This is a genomic window from Pseudomonas fakonensis (assembly GCF_019139895.1).
Lineage (GTDB): Bacteria > Pseudomonadota > Gammaproteobacteria > Pseudomonadales > Pseudomonadaceae > Aquipseudomonas > Aquipseudomonas fakonensis.
Genome location: NZ_CP077076.1, coordinates 4,435,881 through 4,453,524, shown reverse-complemented (window position 1 = coordinate 4,453,524; position 17,644 = coordinate 4,435,881). Strand labels below are relative to the sequence as shown.

Sequence of the window (17,644 nt, the reverse complement as noted above, 5' to 3'; positions counted from 1 at the left end):
ATGCCACTCACTCGCTCGTGGTCTGCGACCTTGGTCGAAACCTGCGCGGCTCGCGTTGTACCCATTCGCATATCGGGCAGCCGTTGCACCTGCCTTGTATTGCCCCGTACCGATGGAGTTACCTGATGAAGAAGCTCGCACTGCTTGGCGCCCTGGCGCTTTCCGTGTTTTCCCTGGTATCGCAGGCCGATGAGAAACCGTTGAAGATCGGTATCGAGGCTGCCTACCCACCGTTCGCTTTCAAGCAGCCTGATGGCAGCATCGCCGGCTTCGACTACGACATCGGCAACGCCCTGTGCGAAGAGATGAAGGCCAAGTGCACCTGGGTCGAGCAAGAGTTCGATGGCCTGATCCCGGCACTGAAGGTGCGCAAGATCGACGCCATCCTGTCGTCCATGTCGATCACCGAAGACCGCAAGAAGTCCGTCGACTTCACCAAGCGCTACTACCTGACCCCGGCCCGCCTGGTCATGAAGGAAGGCACCGCGGTCAGCGACAGCCTGGATGAGCTCAAGGGCAAGAAGATCGGCGTGCAGCGTGGCTCGATCCACGACCGCTTCGCCAAGGAAGTGCTGGCCCCGAAAGGCGCCACCGTGGTGCCTTACGGCACTCAAAACGAAATCTACCTGGATGTCGCTGCCGGGCGCCTGGACGGCACCGTGGCCGATGCCACCCTGCTCGAAGACGGTTTCCTGAAAACCGACGCCGGCAAGGGCTTTGCCTTCGTCGGCCCGTCGTTCACCGACGTGAAGTACTTCGGTGACGGCGTCGGCATCGCCGTGCGCAAGGGCGACAAGGCCAACGCCGACCGCATCAACGCGGCCATCGACGCCATTCGTGCCAACGGCAAATACAAAGAGATCGAGAAGAAGTACTTCAACTTCGACATCTACGGTCCAGACTCGAAGTAAACCTTCGAGTTTCACCTGTGCAATGGTGCAAACAGCAGAAGCTCTGAGGTTTGCACCATTTTTCATTCCCAAGCCCTGAGGAATCCGAATCATGTTGAAAGGCTATGGGGCAGTCATCCTCGACGGGGCGTGGCTGACGCTGCAGCTCGCCCTGTCGTCGATGGCCCTGGCCATTGTCCTCGGCCTGATCGGCGTGGCGCTGCGCTTGTCGCCGGTACGCTGGCTGGCCTGGCTGGGGGATCTTTACTCCACGGTGATCCGTGGCATCCCTGACCTGGTGCTGATCCTGCTGATCTTCTACGGCGGCCAGGACATCATCAACCGGGTGGCTCCGCTGCTCGGCTACGACGACTACATCGACCTGAACCCGCTGGCTGCCGGCATCGGTACCCTGGGTTTCATCTTTGGGGCGTACCTTTCGGAAACCTTCCGCGGCGCCTTCCTGGGTATCCCCAAGGGCCAGGCCGAGGCCGGCGCGGCCTATGGCATGAGCGGCGTGCAGGTGTTCTTCCGGATCCTGGTGCCGCAGATGATCCGCCTGGCCATCCCGGGTTTTACCAACAACTGGCTGGTGCTGACCAAGGCCACCGCACTGATTTCGGTGGTGGGCCTGCAGGACATGATGTTCAAGGCCAAGCAGGCGGCCGACGCCACCCGCGAGCCTTTCACCTTCTTCCTGGCGGTGGCGGCACTGTACCTGGTGCTGACCAGCGTCTCGCTGCTGGCGCTGAAGTACCTCGAGAAGCGCTACTCGGTTGGCGTCAAGGTGGCTGAATTATGATCTTTGACTACAACGTCATCTGGGAGGCCATGCCGCTGTATGTCGGCGGCCTGCTGACCACCCTCAAGCTGCTGGCGCTGTCGCTGTTCTTCGGCCTGCTGGCGGCCGTCCCGCTGGGCCTGATGCGAGTGTCCAAGCAGCCGCTGGTGAACATGACTGCCTGGCTGTACACCTACGTGATCCGCGGCACGCCGATGCTGGTGCAGCTGTTCTTGATCTACTATGGCCTGGCCCAGTTCGAGGCGGTGCGCGAGAGCTTCATGTGGCCGTTGCTGTCCAGCGCGACCTTCTGTGCGTGCCTGGCATTTGCCGTCAACACCAGCGCCTACACCGCCGAGATCATCGCCGGCAGCCTCAAGGCCACGCCCCATGGCGAGATCGAGGCGGCCAAGGCCATCGGCATGTCGCGCATGAAAATGTACCGACGCATCCTGCTGCCCTCGGCGCTGCGCCGCGCATTGCCGCAGTACAGCAACGAAGTGATCATGATGCTGCAGACCACCAGCCTGGCCTCGATCGTCACCCTGATCGACATCACCGGTGCCGCGCGCACGGTCAACGCCCAGTACTACCTGCCTTTCGAGGCCTACATCACGGCGGGCGTGTTCTACCTGTGCCTGACCTTCATCCTCGTGCGCCTGTTCAAGCTGGCCGAACGCCGCTGGCTCGGCTACCTGGCGCCGCGCAAGCACTGACCGCTCTGTGAGAACCGACAGCATGTACAAACTGCAAATCCAAGACCTGCACAAGCGCTACGGCAGCCACGAGGTGCTCAAGGGCGTCTCCCTCGAGGCCAGGGCGGGCGATGTGATCAGCATCATCGGCTCCAGTGGTTCGGGCAAGTCCACCTTCCTGCGCTGCATCAACCTGCTCGAGCAGCCCCATGCGGGCCGCATCAGCCTCAACAACGAAGAGCTGCGACTGGTGGCGGGCAAGGATGGTGCGCTCAAGGCTGCCGACCCCAAGCAGCTGCAGCGCATGCGTTCGCGCCTGTCGATGGTGTTCCAGCACTTCAACCTGTGGTCGCACATGACAGCGCTGGAGAACGTCATCGAGGCGCCGGTGCACGTACTGGGTGTGAACAAGAAGGAGGCGCTGGAAAAGGCCCAGCACTACCTGGCCAAGGTGGGTGTTTCGCATCGCATGGACGCTTTCCCCGGGCATATGTCCGGCGGTGAGCAGCAGCGCGTGGCGATTGCTCGGGCCCTGGCCATGGAGCCTGAGGTGATGCTGTTCGACGAACCCACTTCGGCGCTGGACCCGGAGCTGGTGGGCGATGTGCTCAAAGTGATGCAGTCGCTGGCCCAGGAAGGCCGCACCATGGTGGTGGTCACCCACGAGATGGGCTTTGCCCGCGAGGTGTCCAACCAGCTGGTGTTCCTGCACAAGGGCCTGGTGGAAGAGCGCGGTTGCCCGCGCGAAGTGCTGGCCAACCCGCAGTCGGAACGGCTCAAGCAGTTCCTCTCTGGCAGCCTGAAGTAAAGGCTGCACTTTTGCACCAGAATGGGGCATGCTGCGCAACGCGCGCAGCATGGCCTGTGCCGCAGTTGCGAACAATCCTTTCCAAGGTTTTGGACCACGCCCTATGACCACCCAGCGAATCGGCTTTCTCATCTGGCCCGGCACCCGGCCGCTGACCCTGGCGTTGGCGGAAGAGGTGTTGCTGGTGGCCCAGCGGGTGCATCCGGACGTGGTCTACGAACTGGCCTTTTTGCAGGCCGAGGCGGGCCAGGAGGGCGCCTGGCGCCTCCCAGGCGAGGCCTGGAGCGGCCGCCTGGAAGGCTGCCACAAGCTGTTTCTGGTGGCCGATGAGCCGCCAGCGGCAATGGGCTCGGCGCTGTCTGCGGCGCTCAAGCAGCTGGCCCGCGGCGGCTGCATGATCGGCGGGCTGTCGGCCGGGGTGTACCCGTTGGCGGCCCTCGGCCTGCTCGATGGCTACCGCGCCGCCGTGCACTGGCGCTGGCAGGATGACTTTGCCGAGCGCTTCCCCAAGGTGATCGCCACCAGCCACCTGTTCGACTGGGACCGGGATCGCCTGACCGCCTGTGGCGGCATGGCGGTGACCGACCTGCTGCTGGCGGTGCTGGCCCGCGACCACGGTGCGGAGCTGGCCGGGGCGGTGTCGGAGGAGCTGGTGGTCGAGCGCATCCGCGAAGGTGGCGAGCGCCAGCGTATCCCGCTGCAGAACCGCCTGGGCTCCAGCCACCCCAAGCTGACCCAGGCGGTGCTGCTGATGGAGGCCAATATCGAAGAGCCGCTGACCACCGACGAGATCGCCCAGCATGTGTGCGTGTCGCGCCGGCAGTTGGAGCGCATCTTCAAGCAGTACCTGAACCGCGTCCCCAGCCAGTACTACCTGGAGCTGCGCCTGAACAAGGCGCGGCAGATGCTGATGCAGACCAGCAAGTCGATCATCCAGATCGGCTTGTCCTGCGGGTTCTCCTCCGGGCCGCATTTCTCCAGCGCCTACCGCAATTTCTTCGGCGCCACGCCGCGTGAAGACCGCAACCAGCGGCGCAGCAGCAGCCCGTTCGAGCTCAGTTCGGCGCCGGCTGAAAAGGGCTGAGCGGTTTACGCAGATCCTCTGTAGGAGCGGCCTTGTGCCGCGAAAGGGCAGCAAGGCTGCCCACTTTTTGGTGCCTGGGCTGAGGCCGCCGGGGCTGCTGCGCAGCCCTTTCGCGGCACAAGGCCGCTCCTACAATGAACACCCGTTCACCCAGCCTCTCTCTACCTTTACACTGCGCGATTGCGACAGTGTTTGTCGCATTGCCGAAAGCCTTGGTAAAACAGGGTTTGGCGCTGTAACAAGTTGTCGCCTGGCAGCAAGGACAGGCGCCGATCAGTCCTTACAATCCCCCCATCGCTCGCCACTTCCAGGCCAGCGTTCCTCTTCAGGAGACTCAGATGTCCGTTGAGCAAGCCCCGGTGCAACGTGCCGATTTCGACCAGGTGATGGTCCCCAACTATTCGCCGGCGGCCTTCATTCCTGTGCGAGGCGAGGGTTCCCGAGTATGGGACCAGTCGGGCCGCGAGCTGATCGACTTCGCCGGCGGCATCGCGGTGAATGCCCTGGGCCACTGCCACCCGGCGCTGGTCAAGGCGCTGACCGAGCAGGCCAACACCCTCTGGCATGTCTCTAACGTGTTCACCAACGAGCCGGCCCTGCGCCTGGCCCACAAGCTGGTGGACGCCACCTTTGCCGACCGCGCGTTCTTCTGCAACTCCGGCGCTGAATCCAACGAGGCCGCCTTCAAGCTGGCCCGGCGTGTCGCCCACGACCGCTTCGGCGCTGAAAAGCACGAAATCATCGCCACCGTGAACAGCTTCCACGGCCGTACCCTGTTCACCGTCAGTGTTGGTGGCCAGCCGAAGTACTCCGACGGTTTCGGCCCGAAGATCACCGGCATCAGCCACGTGCCGTACAACGACCTGGAAGCGCTGAAAGCACAAATTTCCGATAAGACCTGCGCCGTGGTGATCGAGCCGATCCAGGGCGAGAGCGGTGTGGTACCTGCCGACAAGGCGTATCTGGAAGGCGCGCGCAAGCTGTGTGACGAGCACAACGCCCTGCTGATCTTCGACGAAGTGCAGACCGGCGTTGGCCGTACCGGCTCGCTGTACGCCTACCAGCACTACGGCGTGACCCCGGACATCCTGACCAGCGCCAAGAGCCTGGGCGGCGGCTTCCCGATCGGTGCCATGCTGACCACCAGCGAGCTGGCCAAGCACCTGGCCGTCGGCACCCACGGCACCACCTACGGCGGCAACCCGCTGGGCTGTGCGGTGGCTTGCGCGGTGCTGGACGTGATCAATACCCCAGAGACCCTGGCCGGCATCAAGGCCAAGCACGAGCGCTTCAAGACCCGCCTGGAGCAGATCGGCCAGCAGTACGGCCTGTTCACCCAGGTGCGTGGCGTCGGCCTGCTGATCGGCTGCGTGCTCAGCCAAGCCTGGGTCGGCAAGGCCAAGGACGTGCTCAACGCCGCTGAAAAAGAGGGCGTGATGGTGCTGCAAGCCGGCCCGGATGTGGTGCGTTTCGCCCCGAGCCTTGTCGTCGAAGATGCCGACATCGACGAAGGCCTGGACCGCTTCGAGCGCGCCGTGGCGCAGCTGACCAAGGCCTGACCGGCCCTTTCGCCGGCCCCGCGACGGGCCGGCGATACCTGAATTCCAATGCGGGCACCTGCTTGCAGGTAGTGGCGCGTGCCCGCAGTTTTTCCGTGCCGAAGTGAGCGGCACGCTATCCCGAAAGGAGTGACACCATGCTGGTGATGCGCCCCGCGCAAATGGCGGATCTGAACGAAGTGCAGCGCATGGCTGCCGACAGCCCCGTTGGTGTCACCTCGCTGCCGGACGACGCCGGCCGTCTGGGCGACAAGATCGCCGCCTCGGAAACCTCTTTTGCCGCCGAAGTGAGCTTCAACGGCGAGGAGAGCTACTTCTTCGTGCTCGAGGACAGCGCCAGCGGCAAGCTGGCCGGCTGCTCGGCCATCGTCGCCTCGGCGGGCTATTCCGAGCCGTTCTACAGCTTTCGTAACGAGACCTTCGTGCACGCCTCTCGTGAGCTGAAGATCCACAACAAGATCCACGTGCTGTCGCTGTGCCACGACCTCACCGGCAACAGCCTGCTGACCAGTTTCTACGTGCTGCCGGAGCTGGTGAACAGCGGCTGGGCCGAGCTCAACTCGCGCGGGCGCCTGCTGTTCATGGCCGCGCACCCGGAGCGCTTCGCCGATTCGGTGGTGACCGAAATCGTCGGCTACAGCGACGAGCAGGGTGAGTCGCCGTTCTGGGATGCCATCGGGCGCAACTTCTTCGACCTCAACTACGCCGACGCCGAGCGCCTGTGCGGGCTGAAAAGCCGCACCTTCCTCGCCGAACTGATGCCGCACTACCCGATCTACGTGCCGCTGCTGGACGACGCCGCCCAGGAAGCCATGGGCCAGGTGCACCCGCGAGCGCAGATCACCTTCGACATCCTCATGCGCGAAGGCTTCGAGACCGAGCACTACATCGACATCTTCGACGGCGGCCCGACCCTGCACGCGCGCGCCTCGAGCATCCGCTCGATCGCCCAGAGCCGCGTGGTGCCGGTAAAAGTCGACGACACGCAGGTCAAGGGCGGGCGCCCGTACCTGGTGAGCAACGGCCAGTTGCAGGATTACCGCGCGGTGCTGCTGGAGCTGGACTGGGTGCCGGGCAAACCGGTCAGCCTGAGCACCGAGGCTGTCGAGGCGCTGGGTGTGGGTGAAGGCGCCAGCGTGCGCCTGGTGGCGGTCTGAGGGTTCGCCGCAGGCGAGTCGCAACAGTGAGTTTCGCGGCAGGCCAGGCCCGCCGCACAAGGAGATAGCATGATCGTTCGTCCCGTACGCAGCAGCGATTTACCCGCGCTGATCGAACTGGCCCGCAGCACCGGCACCACCGGCCTGACCACCTTGCCGGCCAACGAAGAGCGCCTGGCGCGGCGCGTCGGCTGGGCCGAGAAGAGCTTCCGTGGCGAAGCCGAGCGCGGCGATACCGACTACCTGTTCGTGCTGGAAAACGACGAGGGCCTGGTGGTTGGCATCAGTGCCATCGCTGGCGCCGTCGGCCTGCGCGAGCCCTGGTACAACTACCGCGTCGGCCTGACCGTCAGCGCCTCGCAAGAGCTGAACATCTACCGCGAAATCCCCACGCTGTTTTTGGCCAATGACCTGACCGGCAACTCCGAGCTGTGCTCGCTGTTTCTGCGCAGTGACTACCGCAGCGGGCGCAACGGCCACCTGCTGTCGAAGTCGCGCATGCTGTTCATTGCCGAATTCCCTGACCTGTTCGGCAAGAAGCTCATCGCCGAGATGCGCGGCATGTCTGATGCGGCGGGCCGTTCGCCGTTCTGGGAGAGCCTGGGCCGGCACTTCTTCAAGATGGAGTTCAGCCAGGCGGACTACCTCACCGGGGTGGGCAACAAGTCGTTCATCGCCGAGCTGATGCCCAAGTTCCCGCTGTACACCTGCTTCCTGTCCGAAGCTGCGCGCAGCGTGATCGGCCGCGTGCACAGCGACACGGAGCCGGCGCTGGCGATGCTCAAGCGCGAGGGCTTCAACTACCAAGGGTTTGTCGACATCTTCGACGCAGGCCCGGCCATCGAGTGCGAGACCGCGAAGATCCGCGCGGTGCGCGACAGCGAGACCCTGGTGCTGGCGGTGGGCACGCCGGGCGACGACGCCACCCCGTACATCATCCACAACCGCAAGCGCGAGGACTGCCGCATCACCGCAGCACCCGCGCGCCTGGCGGCCGGCACCCTGGTGGTCGACCCGCTGACCGCCAAGCGCCTGCGCATGGGGGCCGGCGACAATGTGCGCGCCGTGCCGCTGACAGCCGCCCGGGAGGCCCAATAAATGACCACGCATTACATCGCAGGGCAATGGCTCGCAGGCAAAGGTGAGGCACTGCAGTCGCTGAACCCGGTCACCCAGGCGGTGGTCTGGGCAGGGCAGGGTGCTGATGCCGGCCAGGTGGAGGCGGCAGTCAGTGCTGCCCGCCAGGCCTTCCCGGCTTGGGCGCAACTGAGCCTGGAAGCGCGGATCAGCGTGCTGGAAGCCTTCGCCGGAACACTCAAGGCGCGTGCTGACGAGCTGGCGCACTGCATCGGTGAGGAAACCGGCAAGCCTTTGTGGGAGTCGGCCACCGAAGTCACCAGCATGGTCAACAAGGTGGCGATCTCGGTACAGAGCTACCGCGAACGCACTGGCGAGAAGAGCGGCCCGCTGGCCGATGCCACGGCGGTACTGCGGCACAAGCCCCATGGCGTGGTGGCGGTGTTCGGCCCCTACAACTTCCCCGGCCACCTGCCCAACGGGCATATCGTGCCGGCGCTGCTGGCGGGCAACTGCGTGGTGTTCAAGCCCAGCGAGCTGACGCCGAAAGTTGCCGAACTGACGGTGCAGTGCTGGGCCGAGGCCGGGCTGCCGGCCGGGGTACTCAACCTGGTGCAGGGCGCCCGCGAAACCGGCGTGGCGCTGGCGGCCAATACAGGTATCGATGGCTTGTTCTTTACCGGCTCCAGCCGCACCGGCAACCTGCTGCACCAGCAGTTCGCCGGGCGCCCGGACAAGATCCTCGCGCTGGAAATGGGGGGCAACAACCCGCTGGTGGTGGATGAGGTCAAGGACCTGGACGCGGCGGTGTACACCATCATCCAGTCGGCGTTCATCTCGGCCGGCCAGCGCTGCACCTGCGCCCGCCGCCTGCTGGTGCCGCAAGGTGCCTGGGGTGACCGGCTGATCGCGCGCCTGGTCGAGGTCAGCCGCACCCTCAGCGTGGGTGCCTTCGACCAGCAACCGGCGCCGTTCATGGGCTCGGTGATCTCGCTGCAGGCTGCCCAGGCGCTGCTGGCGGCCCAGCGCGAGTTGCTTGGCAAGGGCGCCGTGGCGCTGCTGGAAATGACCCAGCCCCAGGCCACTGCCGCCTTGCTGACCCCGGGCATCATCGATGTGACCGCTGTTACCGGGCGCCCGGACGAAGAGTTCTTCGGCCCGCTGCTGCAGGTGATCCGCTACGCCGACTTCGACGCCGCCATCAATGAGGCCAACAACACCCAGTACGGCCTGGCCGCCGGGCTGCTGTCGGACTCCAACGCCCGCTACCAGCACTTCTGGCTGCGCAGCCGCGCCGGCATCGTCAACTGGAACAAGCAACTGACCGGTGCCGCCAGCAGCGCGCCGTTCGGTGGCGTGGGCGCCAGTGGCAACCACCGCGCCAGCGCATATTATGCGGCCGACTACTGCGCTTACCCCGTGGCATCGCTGGAGACCGCCAGCCTTGCATTGCCGGCGACCCTGACGCCGGGCGTCACCCTATAACAACAGGTCTCGGAGCCTAGCCGATGAAATCCTACGAAGTGAATTTTGATGGCCTGGTGGGGCCGACCCACAACTACGGCGGCCTGTCGTACGGCAATGTGGCCTCGCAGAGCAACAGCCAGCAGGGTTCCAACCCCCGTGAAGCGGCGCGCCAGGGCCTGGCCAAGATGAAGGCGCTGATGCAAATGGGCTTCCAGCAGGGCGTGCTGGCGCCGCAGGAGCGCCCGGATGTGGCCGCCCTGCGCCGCCTGGGCTTCACCGGGTCGGATGCCGAGGTGATCCAGCGCGCGGCGAAAGACGCCATGCCGCTGCTGGTGGCCAGTTGCTCGGCCTCGAGCATGTGGGTGGCCAACGCCGCCACCGTCAGCCCCAGTGCCGACACTGCAGACGGGCGTGTGCATTTCACTGCCGCCAACCTCAACTGCAAGTACCACCGCAGCATCGAGCACCCAACCACCAGCCGTGTGCTGCAGGCGATGTTCAATGACCAGCAGGTGTTTGCCCACCACCAGGCGCTGCCGGCGGTGGCGCAGTTCGGTGACGAGGGCGCGGCCAACCACACCCGTTTCTGCCGCAGCTATGGTGAGGCCGGGGTCGAGTTTTTCGTCTATGGCCGCAGCGCCTTCGACAGCCGCTACCCGGCGCCGCAGAAGTACCCGGCGCGGCAAACCCTCGAGGCCTCGCAGGCGGTAGCCCGCTTGCATGGCCTGAGCGAGGGCGGGGTGGTCTACGCTCAGCAGAACCCGGCGGTGATCGACCAGGGCGTGTTCCACAACGATGTGATTTCGGTGGGCAACGGCGAGGTGCTGTTCTACCACGAGGACGCCTTCCTCGATACCGACGCGGTGCTTGGCCAACTGCAGGCTAAACTGGCCAGCAAGGGTGGCAATTTCCAGGGTATCTGCGTACCGCGTGCGGCGGTCACGGTGGAAGACGCGGTGCGCTCCTACCTGTTCAACAGCCAACTGCTCAGCCGCGACGACGGCTCGATGCTGCTGGTGGTGCCGGAGGAGTGCCGCAACAACGAACGCGTATGGGCCTATCTGTCGCAACTGACCAGCCAAGGCGGGCCGGTGAAGGAGGTCAAGGTGTTCGACCTCAAGCAGAGCATGCAGAACGGCGGCGGCCCTGCCTGCCTGCGCCTGCGCGTGGCGCTGAAGGAATCGGAACTGGCGGCGGTCAACCAAGGGGTTATCATGACCGCCTCGCTGTACGACACCTTGGTGCAGTGGGTCGACAAGCACTACCGCGACCGCCTCGGCGAGGCGGACCTGGCCGACCCACAACTGCTGGTAGAGTGCCGTACCGCACTGGATGAATTGACCCAGATCCTCAAGTTGGGTTCGGTGTATCCGTTCCAACGCCAACCTTGATAGAGAGAGTTTTGCAATGTCCGACGCCCTGCGCCTGATCCTGGAAGATGAAGACGGCACCCAGCTGGAAACCTCCTGCACCCGCTTTGCCGTGGTCTGGCAAGGCAAGGAAGTGTGGATTCAGCAAGACGGCCGCGGCCAGCTGCTGATTGGTGTGGATGTCGAAGAAGGCGACGCCGAGTACGCCAACCTGCTGCTGCGCCCGATGGCCACCAACCTGGTCAGCCTGCAGCTGGAAATGGAGCCGGCCGAAGTCGGCGAAGATGACGACCACGTGCATGGCCCGGACTGCGGCCACCACCACTAAGGAAGCGCCTATGCTCGCCCTTGGCAAACTGCTTGAGCTGACCCTCACCGATCACGAACCGGCCGAGAAGACCCAAGTGACACCCAGGGGCGTGCGTTTGCGCTGGTTGGGGGAGGGCGCGCTCGAGGTGCGTCCGGCCGAAAGCGAGGATTGCGGCCTCGACCTGTTGCTGTCCGCCGGCATCCATGGCAACGAAACAGCGCCGATCGAGCTGCTCGAACGCCTGCTGCATGGTGTGGCCAACGGCAAGATCAAGCCCAGGGCGCGAGTGTTGTTCCTGTTCGGCAACCCGGCGGCGATTCGCAAGGGCGAGCGCTACATCGAGCAGGACATCAACCGCCTGTTCAATGGCCGCCACGAGCTTTCCAGCGGTTTCGAGGCGCTGCGCGCCGCGGAGCTCGAACAATTTGCCCGGGTATTTTTCAGCAAGCCCGAGCGTACCCGCCTGCACTACGACCTGCACACCGCAATCCGTGGCTCGAAGATCGAGCAGTTCGCCTTGTACCCCTACAAGGAGGGCCGCACCCACTCCCGGCGTGAACTGGCTCGTCTGGCTGCGGCAGGGATGGAGGCGGTGCTGCTGCAAAGCAAGTCTTCGATCACCTTCAGTGCCTTTACCTATGAACAGTTGGAGGCCGAGGCCTTCACCCTCGAACTGGGCAAGGCGCGGCCATTCGGGCAGAACGAAGGGGTCAATCTGGACAAGCTCGAAGAACGGCTCATCCAGATCATCGAAGGCACCGAGCCTGAGACCGGCGACTCGCTCGACGGCCTGAAGCTGTTCAGCGTGGCCCGCGAAATCATCAAGCACAGCGACCATTTCCACCTGCACCTGCCGGCGGACATCGAGAACTTCGCCGAGCTGAGCAAGGGCTACCTGCTGGCAGAGGACCTGGCCGAGATGCGCTGGGTGGTGGAGGAGGAGGGCGCGCGGATCATCTTCCCCAACCCCAAGGTCAAGAACGGCCTAAGGGCGGGGATTCTCATCGTGCCGGACAGCGGTCAGCGCTTGTCCTGACGCTTTTCAATAGACGTTGCGTCGCGGCAACCCCAGTTCGCGGCGCAGTGCATTCTCGTTGAATGGGTCAGGGTTGGTGTGGTTGGCCGGTGTGTGTGGGTCACCGTCAAAGTCGAAGGTGTTCGCGGTCCACAGGCCGGTGACCTGATTCTCATGGTCTGGCATGACGGTGCCATTGATGTGATTCCAGGCGTGACACAGTTCGTGGTAGAGGATTATCACCGCTGGTGTGTTGGGCCGTTGGGCCAGAGGGTTGAAGCCGATCTTGCCTGCCAGCACCCTGTCTCCGGGCTGTGAGCCCCTAATGCGGGGGTTGCCCTGCGAGTGATCGAAGTCGAAATGACCGTTGTCCAGTTCCGGGATGTCCTCAATGACTATCTGCGCATTGCTGGCGTCCAGGCTTTGGAACATCGCCCTGCCCGTCGAGGTGGCGAGCAGCAGGGCGAGGTTGTTGATCACCAGGTCACGGTACTCGGGCGTTCCCTTGATGGTAATCGAGCGTATGCCAGGGTGCGGGCCAGTGCCGCTGGCCTCAACACGATCAAAATTGTTGTCAATCAGCTGGGTCTGGTCGTTGGCGTAGACATGGTCGCGGTAAGGTGTTCTTTCCACCCGGTTCACGCCGCCGGACGCATCCACGACTGTTTCGCCATGGCAGCGAACATGATCGTCTCCTAGCCCGGCGAATACTGTCGCGCGGCGCATCGCTGTGGTGATTTGGTCATTGCCGTCGCCAGCATAGACGGTCGCAAAGCCTTCTCCGCTCAGTTCGACCTGGTCGTCGCCGTCGTTGGTGACGATGTGCAGCACGTCCCTGTCGCTTAGGGCGATGAAGTAGCAACGGTTTTCGGTGCGCAGGTGAGCTCCGTCCCTGTTGCGCCGGGCATACAGGCTTATGCGCTGGCGTTGCGACCTGGCCAGGAGCTTGCCGGGCAGCGCTTGCAGGTGCAGATTCTGGTCTTGAAACGGCAGGGGGTGGTCGTCGTTGGGGTCTTGGGGGGGACGAGCCGGTGCTGACGTGTTGCAAGGGTGTGACGGGCTGATTGGTAGGCATGTGTTGCTCCGTATTGCCGGCAATGGAGGGGCGATGTTCGGAGCTATGCAGGTGGACTGGGCGGTACATAATGCAGGCCGGTGCAGTTGTTCCGGCGCGGCGAACTGTATAGCCTGCGGATATGACCGGCTGAATGAAGGTCATTTCACCTTCGATTGACCGTTTCTATCTTATAAACACACTGCATCCGCCGTTCAGGCTGGATATAATGGCGCCCTTTGCCGTCGTTTCGTCGATCTGACGAGTTTGCCCAAAGGGGCCGGCCGTTTCCGTGGAAGAACCTATGAAAAGCGCAGAAATCCGTGAAGCCTTCCTTCGCTTCTTCGAAGAGCAAGGGCACACTCGCGTAGCCTCCAGCTCCCTGATCCCGGGCAATGACCCGACCCTGCTGTTCACCAACGCTGGCATGAACCAGTTCAAGGACTGCTTCCTCGGCCAGGAAAAGCGCGCCTACACCCGCGCGGTCAGCAGCCAGAAATGCGTACGCGCCGGCGGCAAGCACAACGACCTGGAAAACGTCGGCTACACCGCCCGTCACCACACCTTCTTCGAGATGCTGGGCAACTTCAGCTTCGGCGACTATTTCAAGCGCGATGCCATCACTTTCGCCTGGACCTTCCTGACCTCCGACAAGTGGCTGAACCTGCCCAAAGAGAAGCTGTGGGTCACCGTCTACGCCAGCGACGACGAAGCCTACGACATCTGGACCAAGGAAGTCGGCGTGCCGGCCGAGCGCATGGTGCGCATCGGCGACAACAAAGGCGCCCCATACGCCTCCGACAACTTCTGGACCATGGGTGACACGGGCCCGTGCGGCCCGTGCACCGAGATCTTCTATGATCACGGCGCCGACATCTGGGGTGGCCCGCCCGGCTCGCCGGAAGAAGACGGCGACCGCTACATCGAGATCTGGAACAACGTCTTCATGCAGTTCAACCGCACCGCCGACGGCGTCCTGCACCCGCTGCCCGCCCCATCGGTGGACACCGGCATGGGCCTTGAGCGCATCAGTGCGGTGATGCAGCACGTGCACTCGAACTACGAGATCGACCTGTTCAAGAGCCTGCTGGACGCTGCGGCGCAAGCCATTGGCTGCCGCAACGAAGAGCAGTCGTCGCTCAAAGTGGTGGCCGACCACATCCGTTCCTGCGGCTTTTTGATCGCCGACGGCGTGCTGCCGTCCAACGAAGGCCGTGGCTACGTGCTGCGCCGCATCATTCGCCGCGCCTGCCGTCACGGTAACAAGTTGGGCGCCACCGGCAGTTTCTTCCACAAGGTGGTGGCGGCGCTGGTCAACGAAATGGGCGAAGCCTTCCCTGAGCTGAAAAGCCAGCAGGCGCATATCGAGCGCGTGCTCAAAACCGAAGAAGAGCAGTTTGCCAAGACCCTCGAGCAGGGCCTGCGCATCCTCGAGCAGGACCTGGCCCAGCTGCAAGGCAAAGTGGTACCGGGCGACGTGGTGTTCAAGCTGTACGACACCTACGGCTTCCCCATGGACCTGACCGCCGACATCGCCCGTGAGCGCGAGCTGACCATCGACGAAGCCGGCTTCGAGCGTGAAATGGAGGCCCAGCGCGAGCGTGCCCGTTCCGCCAGCGCCTTCGGCATGGACTACAACAGCCTGGTCAAGGTCGACACCGCTACCGAGTTCCTCGGCTACGACGCCACCGAAGGCCAGGGCAAGATCATCGCCCTGTACAAGGAAGGCCAGGCTGTCGACCAACTGGGCGAAGGCGAGCAGGGCGTGGTGGTGTTGGACCGTACCCCGTTCTACGCCGAATCCGGCGGCCAGGTGGGTGACACCGGCTACCTGCAGGCCGGCAACGCGCGCTTCGACGTGCGCGACACCACCAAGACCGGCGGCGCCTTCCTGCACCACGGCGTGGTTGCCAGCGGTGCGCTGGTGATCGGCTCGCCAGTAGGCGCGAAGGTCGATGCCGACGTGCAGCACGCCACCTCACTGAACCACTCCGCAACCCACCTGCTGCACGAAGCGCTGCGCCAGGTACTGGGCGAGCACGTGCAGCAGAAGGGCTCGCTGGTCGATAGCCAGCGTCTGCGTTTCGACTTCAGCCACTTCGAGGCGGTCAAGCCTGAGCAGATCAAGGCCCTGGAAGACATCGTCAACCGTGAAGTGCGCAACAATACCCCGGTACAAACCGAACTGACCGACATCGAGACCGCCAAGGCCAAGGGCGCCATGGCGCTGTTCGGCGAGAAGTACGGCGACACCGTGCGCGTGCTGAGCATGGGCGGTGATTTCTCGGTGGAGCTGTGCGGTGGCATCCACGCCAAGCGCACCGGCGACATCGCGCTGTTCAAGATCATCAGCGAAGGCGGCGTGGCCTCTGGCGTGCGCCGTATCGAAGCGGTCACCGGCGCGGCCGCGCTGGCTTACCTGAACGCTGCCGAAGAGCAGGTCAAGGAAGCTGCGCAGCTGGTCAAGGGTAACCGTGACAACCTGATCGACAAGCTGTCGGCTGTGCTCGAGCGCAACCGCCAGCTGGAAAAGCAGCTGGAACAGCTGCAGGCCAAGGCCGCCAGCGCCGCCGGGGATGATCTCTCCAATGCGGCCGTTGAGGTCAAGGGTGCCAAGGTTCTCGCCGCCCGCCTTGACGGGCAGGATGGCAAGGCCCTGCTGGCGCTCGTCGATCAGCTGAAGAACAAGCTCGGCCACGCAGTGATCCTGCTGGGCAGCGAGCATGAGGGCAAGGTCGTGCTGGTGGCTGGCGTGACCAAGGACCTCTCCAGCCAACTCAAGGCTGGCGACCTGATGAAACAAGCCGCTGCGGCGGTCGGTGGCAAGGGCGGTGGCCGCCCGGACATGGCCCAGGGTGGTGGCGTTGACGTCGCCGCGCTGGACAACGCCCTGGCCCTGGCAGTGCCGTTCGCCGAGCAGGGACTTTGAGATGCCGGGGCGGCGGTCTAGTCGCCGCCCCGCATGTTGGATTGTTTTTTGGGGCCCCTTGCGGGCCGAGGCACCTTTGAAATGGCGTTGATCGTACAGAAATTTGGCGGTACCTCTGTCGGTTCCATCGAGCGGATCGAGCAGGTTGCCGACAAGGTCAAGAAATTCCGCGAGTCGGGCGACGACCTGGTGGTTGTGCTGTCGGCCATGAGCGGTGAAACCAATCGCCTGATCGACCTGGCCAAGCAGATCTCCGACAAACCGGAGCCACGCGAGCTGGACGTGATCGTTTCAACCGGCGAACAGGTGACCATCGCGCTGCTGGCCATGGCCCTGATGAAGCGTGGCGTGGAGGCGGTGTCGTACACCGGCAACCAGGTGCGCATCCTCACCGACAGCGCGCACAACAAGGCGCGCATCCTGCAAATCGATGACCAGAAGATCCGCGCCGACTTGAAAGCTGGCCGTGTGGTTGTCGTCGCAGGTTTCCAGGGCGTTGACGAGCAGGGCAACATCACCACCCTGGGCCGTGGCGGCTCGGACACCACCGGCGTGGCCCTGGCGGCGGCGCTGAAGGCCGACGAGTGCCAGATTTACACCGACGTCGACGGCGTCTACACCACCGACCCGCGCGTTGTGCCGCAAGCTCAGCGCCTGGAGAAGATCACCTTCGAAGAGATGCTGGAAATGGCCAGCCTCGGTTCCAAGGTGCTGCAGATCCGTTCGGTGGAGTTCGCCGGAAAGTACAATGTTCCGCTGCGCGTGCTGCACAGCTTCAAGGAGGGTCCGGGTACCCTCATTACCATCGATGAAGAGGAATCCATGGAACAGCCGATCATTTCCGGTATCGCCTTCAACCGTGATGAGGCCAAGCTGACCATTCGTGGCGTGCCGGATACCCCGGGCGTTGCGTTCAAGATCCTCGGCCCGATCAGCGCTTCGAACATCGAAGTGGACATGATCGTGCAGAACGTCTCGCACGATAACACCACCGACTTCACCTTCACCGTGCACCGCAACGAGTACGAGAAGGCGCTGAGCGTGCTGGAAAACACCGCCCGCGAAATCGGCGCCCGTGAAGTGATCGGCGATACCAAGATCGCCAAGGTTTCCATCGTCGGCGTCGGCATGCGTTCCCACGCAGGTGTCGCCAGCCGCATGTTCGAAGCCCTGGCCAAGGAGAGCATCAACATCCAGATGATCTCCACCTCCGAAATCAAGGTTTCGGTAGTGATCGAAGAGAAGTACCTGGAGCTGGCCGTTCGTGCGCTGCACACCGCGTTCGAGCTCGACGCTCCCGCCCGACAGAGCGAGTAATACCTTGCCCAGAGGGGCGCGGCTTGCCGCGCCCTTCGCGTTTCTGGCTGTTGGAAGCGCTCCTGTCCAGGTGCCTCCAACAGCCTGAGGGCTTGCCCGAGAGGCCGCGTAGGCGCCTTCCGTGCAAAGCC

General features: G+C 64.0%; 15 protein-coding genes. 14 read left to right on the top strand and 1 reads right to left on the bottom strand.

Going from position 1 to position 17,644, the window contains the following annotated elements; genetic code table 11:
* The first annotated feature begins 125 nt into the window (after window positions 1–125).
* The 12 genes from KSS94_RS19560 to astE all read left to right on the top strand — a co-directional run bounded on the left by KSS94_RS19560 (window position 126) and on the right by astE (window position 12,234).
* Window positions 126–911, top strand: coding sequence for an ABC transporter substrate-binding protein (locus tag KSS94_RS19560; RefSeq protein ID WP_217839721.1), 786 nt, complete (start codon window positions 126–128; stop codon window positions 909–911).
* 91 nt (window positions 912–1,002) lie between these two features.
* A complete protein-coding gene (locus tag KSS94_RS19555) occupies window positions 1,003–1,692 on the top strand; it encodes an ABC transporter permease (protein WP_217839720.1) in 690 nt (229 codons plus the stop codon).
* Entirely contained in the window at window positions 1,689–2,387 is a 699-nt protein-coding gene (locus KSS94_RS19550) for an ABC transporter permease (RefSeq protein ID WP_217839719.1), read from the top strand. Before KSS94_RS19555 ends, KSS94_RS19550 begins: the two co-directional genes overlap by 4 nt.
* Window positions 2,388–2,409: 22 nt before the next feature.
* A complete protein-coding gene (locus KSS94_RS19545) occupies window positions 2,410–3,174 on the top strand; it encodes an ABC transporter ATP-binding protein (RefSeq protein ID WP_217839718.1) in 765 nt (254 codons plus the stop codon).
* 103 nt (window positions 3,175–3,277) lie between these two features.
* On the top strand, window positions 3,278–4,258 hold the full coding sequence (argR, locus tag KSS94_RS19540; protein ID WP_217839717.1) for a transcriptional regulator ArgR: 981 nt from the start codon (window positions 3,278–3,280) through the stop codon (window positions 4,256–4,258).
* A 338-nt stretch (window positions 4,259–4,596) separates the two neighbouring features.
* Window positions 4,597–5,817, top strand: coding sequence for an aspartate aminotransferase family protein (locus KSS94_RS19535; RefSeq protein ID WP_217839716.1), 1,221 nt, complete (start codon window positions 4,597–4,599; stop codon window positions 5,815–5,817).
* Between the two features lie 137 nt (window positions 5,818–5,954).
* Window positions 5,955–6,974, top strand: coding sequence for an arginine/ornithine succinyltransferase subunit alpha (gene aruF, locus KSS94_RS19530; RefSeq protein ID WP_217839715.1), 1,020 nt, complete (start codon window positions 5,955–5,957; stop codon window positions 6,972–6,974).
* 69 nt (window positions 6,975–7,043) lie between these two features.
* A complete protein-coding gene (astA, locus tag KSS94_RS19525; RefSeq protein WP_217839714.1) occupies window positions 7,044–8,072 on the top strand; it encodes an arginine N-succinyltransferase in 1,029 nt (342 codons plus the stop codon).
* A complete protein-coding gene (gene astD / locus KSS94_RS19520) occupies window positions 8,073–9,536 on the top strand; it encodes a succinylglutamate-semialdehyde dehydrogenase (protein WP_217839713.1) in 1,464 nt (487 codons plus the stop codon). It begins immediately after the preceding gene.
* A gap of 23 nt (window positions 9,537–9,559) precedes the next feature.
* The gene (gene astB, locus KSS94_RS19515) at window positions 9,560–10,909 is read left to right on the top strand and encodes an N-succinylarginine dihydrolase (protein WP_217839712.1); all 1,350 of its coding nucleotides are present in this window, start codon (window positions 9,560–9,562) and stop codon (window positions 10,907–10,909) included.
* Window positions 10,910–10,925: 16 nt separating this feature from the next.
* Window positions 10,926–11,216 (top strand): topoisomerase II, encoded by a 291-nt coding sequence (locus tag KSS94_RS19510; RefSeq protein ID WP_217839711.1) that lies wholly within the window; start codon window positions 10,926–10,928, stop codon window positions 11,214–11,216.
* 10 nt (window positions 11,217–11,226) lie between these two features.
* Window positions 11,227–12,234 carry a succinylglutamate desuccinylase gene (gene astE / locus KSS94_RS19505; RefSeq protein ID WP_217839710.1) on the top strand — a complete coding sequence of 336 codons (1,008 nt, stop codon included), beginning with the start codon at window positions 11,227–11,229 and terminating at the stop codon, window positions 12,232–12,234.
* Window positions 12,235–12,240: 6 nt separating this feature from the next.
* Here the strand turns inward: astE and KSS94_RS19500 are convergent, their stop codons facing one another.
* Window positions 12,241–13,044, bottom strand: coding sequence for a M91 family zinc metallopeptidase (locus tag KSS94_RS19500; RefSeq protein ID WP_217839709.1), 804 nt, complete (start codon window positions 13,042–13,044; stop codon window positions 12,241–12,243).
* 527 nt (window positions 13,045–13,571) lie between these two features.
* Between KSS94_RS19500 and alaS the strand changes: the two genes are divergently transcribed.
* Together alaS and KSS94_RS19490 are read left to right on the top strand one after the other, a co-directional pair.
* Window positions 13,572–16,196, top strand: coding sequence for an alanine--tRNA ligase (gene alaS, locus KSS94_RS19495; RefSeq protein WP_217839708.1), 2,625 nt, complete (start codon window positions 13,572–13,574; stop codon window positions 16,194–16,196).
* Window positions 16,197–16,277: 81 nt separating this feature from the next.
* Window positions 16,278–17,513 carry an aspartate kinase gene (locus KSS94_RS19490; protein WP_217839707.1) on the top strand — a complete coding sequence of 412 codons (1,236 nt, stop codon included), beginning with the start codon at window positions 16,278–16,280 and terminating at the stop codon, window positions 17,511–17,513.
* Window positions 17,514–17,644: the final 131 nt, after the last annotated feature.